General features: G+C 43.6%; 7 protein-coding genes, 1 tRNA gene and 1 pseudogene. 6 read left to right on the forward strand and 3 right to left on the reverse strand.

The window, feature by feature from the left end; translation table 11 throughout:
• Nucleotides 1–160: 160 nt before the first annotated feature.
• The gene (gene asnB, locus ACIFQM_RS17175) at nt 161–2,005 is read right to left on the reverse strand and encodes an asparagine synthase (glutamine-hydrolyzing) (protein WP_430040750.1); all 1,845 of its coding nucleotides are present in this window, start codon (nt 2,003–2,005) and stop codon (nt 161–163) included.
• A gap of 164 nt (nt 2,006–2,169) precedes the next feature.
• Here asnB and ACIFQM_RS17180 point away from each other — a divergent pair, with 164 nt between their 5' ends.
• Complete coding sequence (locus ACIFQM_RS17180) at nt 2,170–2,529, forward strand: hypothetical protein (protein ID WP_430040751.1); 360 nt, start codon at nt 2,170–2,172, stop codon at nt 2,527–2,529.
• 295 nt (nt 2,530–2,824) lie between these two features.
• Here ACIFQM_RS17180 and ACIFQM_RS17185 read toward each other — a convergent pair whose 3' ends face one another.
• Nucleotides 2,825–3,118 (reverse strand): DUF4870 domain-containing protein, encoded by a 294-nt coding sequence (locus ACIFQM_RS17185; RefSeq protein WP_430040752.1) that lies wholly within the window; start codon nt 3,116–3,118, stop codon nt 2,825–2,827.
• Between the two features lie 175 nt (nt 3,119–3,293).
• On the opposite strand from ACIFQM_RS17185, the gene ACIFQM_RS17190 reads away from it, so the two are divergent.
• The 3 genes from ACIFQM_RS17190 to ACIFQM_RS17200 all read left to right on the forward strand — a co-directional run bounded on the left by ACIFQM_RS17190 (nt 3,294) and on the right by ACIFQM_RS17200 (nt 5,563).
• A tRNA-Arg gene (locus tag ACIFQM_RS17190) sits at nt 3,294–3,367 on the forward strand.
• A gap of 287 nt (nt 3,368–3,654) precedes the next feature.
• Nucleotides 3,655–4,992, forward strand: coding sequence for an AAA family ATPase (locus ACIFQM_RS17195; RefSeq protein ID WP_430040753.1), 1,338 nt, complete (start codon nt 3,655–3,657; stop codon nt 4,990–4,992).
• The gene (locus tag ACIFQM_RS17200; protein WP_430040754.1) at nt 4,925–5,563 is read left to right on the forward strand and encodes an RloB family protein; all 639 of its coding nucleotides are present in this window, start codon (nt 4,925–4,927) and stop codon (nt 5,561–5,563) included. Before ACIFQM_RS17195 ends, ACIFQM_RS17200 begins: the two co-directional genes overlap by 68 nt.
• Nucleotides 5,564–5,684: 121 nt before the next feature.
• On the opposite strand, the gene ACIFQM_RS17205 is transcribed toward ACIFQM_RS17200, so the two are convergent.
• A complete protein-coding gene (locus tag ACIFQM_RS17205; RefSeq protein WP_283653047.1) occupies nt 5,685–7,028 on the reverse strand; it encodes a 6-phospho-beta-glucosidase in 1,344 nt (447 codons plus the stop codon).
• A gap of 176 nt (nt 7,029–7,204) precedes the next feature.
• Here ACIFQM_RS17205 and ACIFQM_RS17210 point away from each other — a divergent pair, with 176 nt between their 5' ends.
• Together ACIFQM_RS17210 and ACIFQM_RS17215 are read left to right on the forward strand one after the other, a co-directional pair.
• Nucleotides 7,205–8,173, forward strand: a complete 969-nt coding sequence (locus ACIFQM_RS17210) for a LacI family DNA-binding transcriptional regulator (protein ID WP_430040755.1) — start codon at nt 7,205–7,207, stop codon at nt 8,171–8,173.
• Nucleotides 8,174–8,302: 129 nt separating this feature from the next.
• Nucleotides 8,303–9,363 (forward strand): annotated as a pseudogene (locus ACIFQM_RS17215) (helix-turn-helix domain-containing protein); the annotation flags it as partial.

Consider the following 9,363-nt stretch of genomic DNA (forward strand, 5'->3'; position numbering starts at 1 on the left):
TGAGCCTCTTCTTTTCTGATAAATTTCCTGGTGCTTCGATAAGCATTTTCATTTTAATATGCACGACCGTGACGGCTGGCAAAAGGCAATGTGTTTTACATTCATCCTCTCCGAGTTACTCGCCGTCCTTGCTTCGAGCTACATTTTTGTCGACTAACGCTTACCGAATTGCTACCTTGTAAGTGCGCAGCCAGTTATCTACTTGAACCAAATACGCGAACAATTGAGGCCCTGACATCAGTTGACCGAACCAGGGCAGATTGGTGGATGCCTCAGGTGAGGCCGCGATATCCCGTACTTTTTGGGCATCAATCAGCTTGAGCAGCGGGGAGGAGGAATTATCCAATAGATCCAGCGCCTGCTTTTTCACAGCAGCAAGATAGGAAGGATTATGCGTTTTGGGGTATGGGCTTTTCTTGCGATACAGCACATCATCCGGCAATACGCCCTCCAGGGCCTTGCGTAAAATACCTTTTTCACGCCCGCCCGTCATTTTAATGCTCCACGGAATGTTCCATACATACTGCACCAGCCGATGGTCGCAATACGGCACCCGTACCTCCAGTCCGGCCCCCATACTCATTCGATCCTTACGGTCCAGCAGAGTAGGCATAAAGCGAGTGATGTTCAAATAGGACATGGCGCGCATTTGCGCGGCTTTATCTGTTTCCCCCGGCAGCTTTGGCACTTCTCCTACGGCTTCCGAGTAGCGGTCGTTCAAATACTCCAAGGGCTTAATCCAGTCCCGCACCTCGGGAGACAGCAGACTGGCTCTCATGTCGGGAGCGACTGCCCATGGGAATGTACCCGAATTGATCATTTCCTCACGATGAAACCACGGATATCCGCCAAACACTTCATCGGCTGCTTCGCCGGAAATAGCAACAGTGGCTCCCTTTTTAATCTCCCGGCAAAAGAGATACAGCGACGAATCCACATCTGCCATACCGGGCAAATCCCGTGTTAGCGTGGAGTTGTTCAGCGCTGCTACGACCTCGGGCGTATCGAATTCAATCCAGTGATGGTTCGTGCCTAACTCATCGACCATCCGCTGAATCCATGGGGCATCGGCTCCGGGCTGGAACGCATGGGCTTTAAAATGCTTGTCGTTATCCACATAATCGACCGAATACGTATGAACTTGTCCCTGCCCGGTACGCTTGTAATACTCGACAGCCAGCGCAGACAGCGCACTTGAATCCAGACCACCCGACAGCAGGGTACATACCGGAACATCTGAAATCAACTGCCGCTCCACCGTATCCAGCAGCAGCTCGCGTACCTTGAGCGCAGTTTCTTCGGTGTTATCCTCATGCTCCAAGCTTTCCAGCTTCCAGTAGGCTTGAATGCGCACACCGTCGCGGCTGTACGTTAGCGTATGTCCGGGGCGAAGCTCCTTCATGGACGAATAGACGCCGTGTCCGGGGGTGCGTGCAGGACCGATGATAAAAATTTCGGCCAATCCCTCGGCGTCGACTGCGGCTTCTACCGCAGGATGCTGGAGCAGCGCTTTGGGCTCCGAGCCAAATACGAATACATCTCCGGCTTGGCTGTAAAATAACGGCTTTACGCCTAGCCGATCCCGTGCCAGAAACACCTGCTCCCGCGCACTGTCCCAGACCGCAAAGGCGAATATGCCGTTCAGACGATCCACACAATCCGGACCCCATTCCATGTAGGCTTCAAGCAATACCTCTGTGTCGCATTGTGTCCGGAAAAAATGTCCTCGCTGCTGCAGTTCTTTTTTCAGCTCAGGCGCGTTATATATTTCCCCGTTATATACAATCGTATAAGTGATATCCTCAAGCTGCCGGATCATGGGTTGGGCGCCGTTTTCCGGGTCCATGACGCTCAGTCTTCTGTGTCCGAAGGCACACGGGTTGGATATCCAGGTGCCTGCAGCATCCGGTCCGCGATCGGAGAGCGTTTGCGTCATATTGAGCAGCAGCTCCGATTGATGCATTAAGTCTCCGTTCCACTGTATGAAACCAGTAATTCCGCACATGTCTGTTCATCCTCTCTTTGTCGTGTTCATCCAGTGTTGGGATGAAACAAAAACTAAATCCCCAGTTCATCAGTATATATGCCGAAAAGGAGCATAAAATGTCTGTCCGTTCCGAAAACTACAAATGGGGCAACCCGTGTATTCGCAAGGAAGGAGGAAGGCAAATGTACTACATCAAGGATGCTAAAATACGCCGCTTCACCGAACTTGACGGAGTGCGCTGCGCAGAGGTAGAGGTACGGCCCGGCGCAGCAGATGACCCGGAACTGCTGGTCTACATTACCGCAACTAATCAGCAGGACGGTCTGGAAGGCTATGACATGGTACGTATCATTCGTAATGACGCCGATTTGGCGCTGGATTGGTACGACAATAACCTGCATTCCGCGTTTGAGGAAGTGACGGATAAGGCTTTTACCGACTCCACTCACATTACGGCCGGGGAAGAACGGGAAAAGTTCAAAAGGGAGCTACTTTCGTATGGGCAGCTCAGCACGGAATTTGCCAAGGAGTTCGGCGTATGAGAATAGGATGCGCCATGCCTCGGCTTTTGTTGATTTGGGCTCCAGCGCCATCGCTGGACCCGCGTGAAAGGAGGGGGAAATCATAGACGGCAAAGCGAAGTACAAGAAGAACAAAGGCAGCAGTTATATTCATAACAATGAATTTGCGGAAGAAGTGCTTGAGAAAAACGTAAGGCATGAAGTGCCAAAAAGTCCTAGACGCTTCGGTAATAAATAAATTTGTCCATCAAAAATGGTTAAAGAAGCCTCCGTATCCCGTTTAACTCGCGGAATGCAGGAGGCTTCTTCTTCAGATTTATGCGACTTCACGGAGTGTCATGATTCCTTTGTAGATGTTGTAGACAAATACCCCGAGGTAGACCACAGCGAATAGCAGCACAAACCCGATTACAGAGCCTGCATGATTCGCCGTTGCGATAAAATAAAATAGTGGAATCGCAGCGATAATGGGGAAAATGTGCGATAAAATGGCCTTTTTTGCATGTTCCCGAACATACTCGTCCCGTACCGCAATCCATACAATAACAGGCAACAGAAAAGGGGCGAAAAAAATACTGAAATAACAAAGTGATGACAATAGACCTCTCACGGACATATGCCTCCTTCGTAGCATGGCCTTTTGTACATAATACCCCGTCAGCGTCCAAATGATTCCTTTTGCAGCCTGTTTACTGTACGAATGAAAAAAGTGCTTGTGATAGTGAACCTGGATGTGATATAATAATCAATGCGCTGAATACATAAGGCTTTACGTAATACATTTTGTCCCAGTAGCTCAGCTGGATAGAGCAACGGCCTTCTAAGCCGTCGGTCGGGGGTTCGAATCCCTCCTGGGACGTATAGCTAGAAGTCGAAAGCTCCTGTAAAGGAGCTTTTTTTTGCGTTGTAGTGGGATGAGAACTCCTTGGGGAGTGTCGGAGCATAAGCAGCCTTTGGTCTGCCCTCTCAAATTATTCTTATATAGAGAGTTTAAAGATGAAATCAGACTCGGTCAAAGGTACTAGAGTGTTTAGTATAATTCTACTCCAAAAAAGGTTAGAAAATGAGAAAAAATCGAAAAAAACAGTATGTTTTCTTAATTGTAGTATATAATGAAGGTATTAAGACAAGTCAGGAGGAATAAAAATGCTTATTGAGTTTTCAGTTGGGAATTATTTGTCTTTTAAAGAAATTAAGACATTCAGTCTTGTTTCTGCAAACATAAAGGAACATAAAGATACACACGTTTTTCAAAATAAAAATTTAAGTTTGTTGAAGAGTGCGGTTTTATATGGCGCTAATGCAAGCGGTAAGACGAACGTATTTTCAGCTTTATCTTTTATGAAAAGATTCGTTTTGAAATCTGCTACTGGTTCTCAATCTCATGAGGAAATAGATGTAGTACCTTTTAAATTAAGTACTGAGACTGAGAATGAACCCAGCTACTTTGAAATTGTTTTTTTTCAGAATACAACAAGGTACAGATATGGATTTGAAGTAACAGAGGATAAAGTTGTCTCTGAATGGTTATATCACACTCCTAAAGTTAAGGAGATCGAACTTTTTTTTAGAGAAGGCGATCTGTATTCAATTAACCCCCCTTACAAAGAAGGAAAGGGAATTGAGTCTAAAACCAGAGATAATGCTTTATTTTTATCAGTTGTTGCCCAATTTAATGGGCTCATTTCAAATGAAGTTTTAGAATGGTTCTCTAATTTGTTTGTTATAAATGGAGTAACCAATCGTCAACTCAATCTAACAAAAAAATGGCTAAGGGACGCTGCTACCCAAAACAGTATTATTAACTTTATTAAGCTGGCTGATGTAAGTATAGACAATTTAAAAATAAAACCGATTGATGTAGATGAGGCAAGTATTCCTAAGAATACACCAAATGATGTAAAAGAATTTATTATGAGTATAAACCATGATGTTATTTTATCAAATCACAAAAAATATGATGGGAATAATAATTTTTTGGGGTTTGAATCCTTTCATGTGGACTCAAGCGAGTCTGAAGGAACAATAAAACTTATTGGTTTATCGGCCCCTATAATTGATGCTTTACAAAATGGAAAAACATTATTCATTGATGAATTGGATGCAAAGCTTCATCCTTTAATTACCAGGAATATTATTACTATGTTTAATTCAGTAGATTTGAATCCAAATAATGCTCAGCTTGTTTTTGCTACTCATGATATTACACACCTAAATAAAAAATATTTTAGAAGAGATCAAATTTGGTTTGCAGAGAAGGATAAATATGGTTGTTCTGATTTGTATTCTTTAGTAGAATATAAATTAGATGATACAAAGGTACGGAAGGATGCTTCATACGATAAGGAATATATTAATGGTAAATATGGGGCTATTCCTTTTGTGAATGATTCGTATTCATTATTGGAGGATATAGATGGGGACAGACGATCTATTCAAGAGACGGAAGAAAGCTCAGAATCTTCAGAGGAGAGTTGGAAATAGAGGTAAACCCAAAGATCGTATTTTAATTGTTTGTGAAGGGAAGGAAACTGAACCTAACTACTTCAGGTCATTTCCGGTTAGTTCTGCTTATGTCAAGCCAATAGGAATAGGGGCTAACACTTTAAGTTTAGTAAAAAGGTCAAAAGAGTTAAAGGATGAAGCACTCAATGAAGGGGAACCATTTGATCAAGTATGGTGTGTTTTTGACAGAGACTCACATCAACAACAGAATTATAATGAAGCCTTTAACTTTGCTAGAGAGCATAACATAAAAATCGCATATACAAATGAAGCCTTTGAATTGTGGTATTTACTGCACTACAATTATTACACGACTGCTCTTAGCCGATCGAGATTCCAGAAAATGCTGGATAAACTACTTGATGAAAAGTACGAAAAAAATGACAGATCTATGTATGAGAAATTAATAGATAAACAACCTAATGCAATTGCAAATGCAAAGAAACTAATAAGATTTCATAACAAAGGAAATAGTAGTAAATGTAACCCTAACTGTAATCCTTCAACTACAGTTTTTGAGTTAGTAGAGGAACTGAATAAATTTATCTAATGTTACAGAAAAATTTACATCCAACATGGATGTAAAATAAAAACGGTCGTGATCCCATCCGAAACGGAGGGATCACGACCGTTTATTCATACATCCAGCATGAACAAACTTTTTTATAAATTTACACCGTCGCCTTCGCCTTATGTGCAAAAAATTGTGGCAAATGCTCCTTATGCGCTTCCAGCAATTCATCCAACACGGTTTGAGCAATGTCACCGCTTGGAACGAGTGGATTCAGTGTGAAGGCTTGCAACGCTGTTGCGTAGTCGCCAGTGACCGCCGCTTCAATCGTCAATTCTTCCATCGCCTTCATTACTTGCAGCAGGCCGCGCTGTGCAGGCGGGAATTTGCCAAAGTTTACAGGTTCAGCTCCATGCGCACGGATCACACTGGTAATTTCAATCGCGCTGTCATAAGGAACATCATCAATTGCACCATTGTTACGTGTGCTAACCACCATCAATGTGCCTTTGTTGTTATAGATGGAATTAATAATTTCACAGGCTGCATCGCTGTAATGCGCACCGCCACGTTTGGATAATTCCTCTGGTTTGTAATCCAGATTCGGATCTTTATACAGTTCAAACAGGCTTTCTTCCAGACGTTTGACGACTTGACCCCGAGTTCCTTCATTTTTGGCTTCCTCTAGTTCTTCCTTCAGCATGTTATCTGTCATGTAGTAATAACGATGGTATGGACAAGGCAGCATTTTCAAATGACGCACTTGATCATACAGGAAACGCATGTTTCTAATATTTTCAACGACCTTTTCCGGTTTTGCGCCAGGCGCGTACAGTCCTTCAATCACCTGCTCAGTTAATTCGGTCCCTGTTTTGTCATATACTTTGTGCCAGTGAAGGTGGTTAATTCCTGCAAATTTAAAGAACAGTTCTTCTTCCGGTTTGTCCAGCACAGCGGATGCACTCTTGATCGCGCCGATGGGAACATTACATAATCCGATGACTTTGTCCCATTGACCATAACGAAGCACGGCTTCGGTGACCATACCCGCAGGGTTGGTGAAATTAATCAACCACGCATTCGGACACAGCTCTTTCATATCCTCGACAATACTGAGGATGACAGGAATGGTACGAAAGGCCTTGAACATTCCTCCAGCACCGTTGGTTTCCTGACCGATCATGCCATGTTTTAACGGAATACTTTCATCCTTAATCCGGGCTTCGAGCAAGCCTACCCGAAACTGTGTTGTTACAAAATCAGCATCTACCAAGGCTTCACGACGATCCAGCGTCAAATGTACTTCACAATCAATGCCTGCCGCTTTCACCATTCGTTTGGCCATGGCTCCTACAATCTCCAGCTTTTCGCGTCCTGCCTCAATGTCTACCAGCCACAATTCCCGAATGGGAAGCTCTGCATAACGTTTGATGAAGCCTTCTACTAATTCCGGAGTATAGCTGGAGCCCCCACCGATGGTTGCTATCTTTAAGCCTTTTTTCATGATTGTTGCCTCCTGAGTACATTTTTTTAAACCGCTTTCTCAAGCTTCTATTTCACTGTAATCTCTGTAATGCATTACAGGTCAAGGGGGTTGATAAAAACAATTTTGGGGGTGTGATGAGATGCTGGAGGCTTAGCGCAAAGACATGCTAAAATAGAGAGAACGAGGTGAGGACTATGGCGAATATTCATGAGATTGCAAAGCTTGCGGGTGTATCCTCGGCAACGGTGTCCCGTGTCATTAATAACCACCCGTATGTGAGTGAACCGACAAGACAGCGTGTGCAGGAGGTCATAGACCGACTGGATTACGTTCCCAATTTGAATGCGATTTCTTTAAAAACGGGCATGACCAAGCTCATTGGGATTATTTCAGTTACTTTTAATGATTCATTAAATGTATTTGTGCGTGGTTTTACGATGTATGCTCAGGAGCATGGCTTTAATATAGCCCTTTTTATTACGAATGGGGATAAGGAGCGGGAGCTTGAAGCACTGGAAATGTTGCGGAGAAAGCAGTTGGATGCCTTGGTTTGTATGATTCGCGTCAATGAGTGGAGTGTGATCGAGCATTATACCAAATATGGTCCGATTGTGACATGGCAGCGTGTGACCATAGAGGCAATCCCGTCTGTATTCATGGATCAGTACCAGGGCTATACGCTGGCGCTGGAGCATTTGTATGCCCGAGGATACCGAAAAATTGTAAATGTGTATGGCAATATGCGGGGGCTTAATACGAAGGAACGCATCCGGGCCTATCATGATTTTTGTGAAAATTATGATCTGGACGCTGAGGCCTTCCCGCATTTTTATGGTTTAAATTCAATAGCAGAGGGTGAACAAATCGCTCACTGGTGGGGAGTACAACCTTACAAGCCGGATGCGTTCGCTTGTTCTACCGATTATTTGGCAGCAGGACTGCTGACCGAAGCACGCAGGCTCGACATTTCTGTGCCGGATCAATTTGCGGTGGTCGGCTTTGATAACACAGAAATTTCGCATTTGCTAGATTTAACAACGATTCATTACCCGATTGATAAACAAGCTGAGAACGCATTCATCCTGATTCGCAACACCCTTGAAGGACTGGATGAATCGTTACATCCCTTGGAGTTTAAATTAGTGGAGAGAGCGACTACCTGACTTGGGGAAAGGTCTTTGGTTTAATATGCCAATATAGAGAAAAAACACATTGACACATGCCAATATTTGGTCGATAATTTGAGGTGAGATTATAAAAATTGGATTTTTTGTATGAAGGGTGGTTATGATTTGGGACATACACCTACGATTTTAGCGGAGTTGGACAATTATTTAAGGGAAAACAACTTGACTATAGCAGAATTTGCAGATTGCTCAGGTATTCATCAAAGAACGCTTAACACTTGGGTTACGAAGAATCGCCCTGTTGCTATACATCAGATTGATCGAATGACGCTGGCTATGGGATTACCAGAAGGCTATTTTTATGAACGATACATAGATCTTTACAATCATCGAACGTACCCCGGATTGGCGGCGAATTGAGCCAGTATTGTATCGCTGTGCTGAACTGGATAAGCTGGAAGCGATTCAGTATATAGTGGGTCAAATCATGGACAAGCTGTTCTATTCCCCGAAGCTATTTGATGCAGCGGAAAAACTGTTCACACAAGGTCGGCACGCTGCTGCGTTATTGCTGTATGAGGGGGTTGCGGAAGGAGAGAAGTACCAGCACTCTGAACGTTTGGCCACCTGTCAGTATCGTATGTTTACAATTCAGGTTAGAGACGATCAAAGCCGAAATTTTAGGGCAGCTACGATATTTGAAGCTTTTGTTGAGCGCCTAGATGAAATAGACCAGCTTGATGCATTGAAGGATTTGGCAAACGTGTATAGGTCTTTGCGTAAATGGGACAAGCTCGATACAATAGCTAGAAAAATGAGAGATAAAGCGGAAATCCAATATACTTTGAAACATCAGCAGAAGAAGCGAAAGCGCGATGAACCTGATAAGAAGCTGAGTCAACCCATGTTTGCGTACATCACCTATGCCGATTTACTGTGTGCAATTGTCTGTGAAGCCCAAGGGGATTATCAACAAGCTCTGCAACATACATACGCCTATGCTGATTTAGATTGGGTCATAGAGACGGATGAGGATACTCAACGCTTGGTCAACTTGTTCAAGCATTGGGCAGAAGGTAATACCTATGTAAACAAACTCCTGTCTGGAGATACAAGTGTGCTTCTGGATTATGTTGAATATATTTGTACTTCACCTGATAAGTCGGAAAAGGAAATGGTTGCTAAGTTGATGAACGTTATGATTGCGGCTAACCGATATCAGTTAG

The sequence above is a fragment of the Paenibacillus sp. NRS-1782 genome (genome assembly GCF_050467685.1).
GTDB lineage: Bacteria > Bacillota > Bacilli > Paenibacillales > Paenibacillaceae > Paenibacillus > Paenibacillus terrae_A.

What these genes read in the sequence shown, in the direction of transcription:
- ACIFQM_RS17200 (WP_430040754.1), top strand. Translation starts at nt 4,925, where the DNA reads ATGGGGACAGACGATCTATTCAAGAGACGGAAGAAAGCTCAGAATCTT.
- asnB (WP_430040750.1), bottom strand. Translation starts at nt 2,005, where the DNA reads ATGTGCGGAATTACTGGTTTCATACAGTGGAACGGAGACTTAATGCAT.
- ACIFQM_RS17180 (WP_430040751.1), top strand. Translation starts at nt 2,170, where the DNA reads ATGTACTACATCAAGGATGCTAAAATACGCCGCTTCACCGAACTTGAC.
- ACIFQM_RS17205 (WP_283653047.1), bottom strand. Translation starts at nt 7,028, where the DNA reads ATGAAAAAAGGCTTAAAGATAGCAACCATCGGTGGGGGCTCCAGCTAT.
- ACIFQM_RS17195 (WP_430040753.1), top strand. Translation starts at nt 3,655, where the DNA reads ATGCTTATTGAGTTTTCAGTTGGGAATTATTTGTCTTTTAAAGAAATT.
- ACIFQM_RS17210 (WP_430040755.1), top strand. Translation starts at nt 7,205, where the DNA reads ATGGCGAATATTCATGAGATTGCAAAGCTTGCGGGTGTATCCTCGGCA.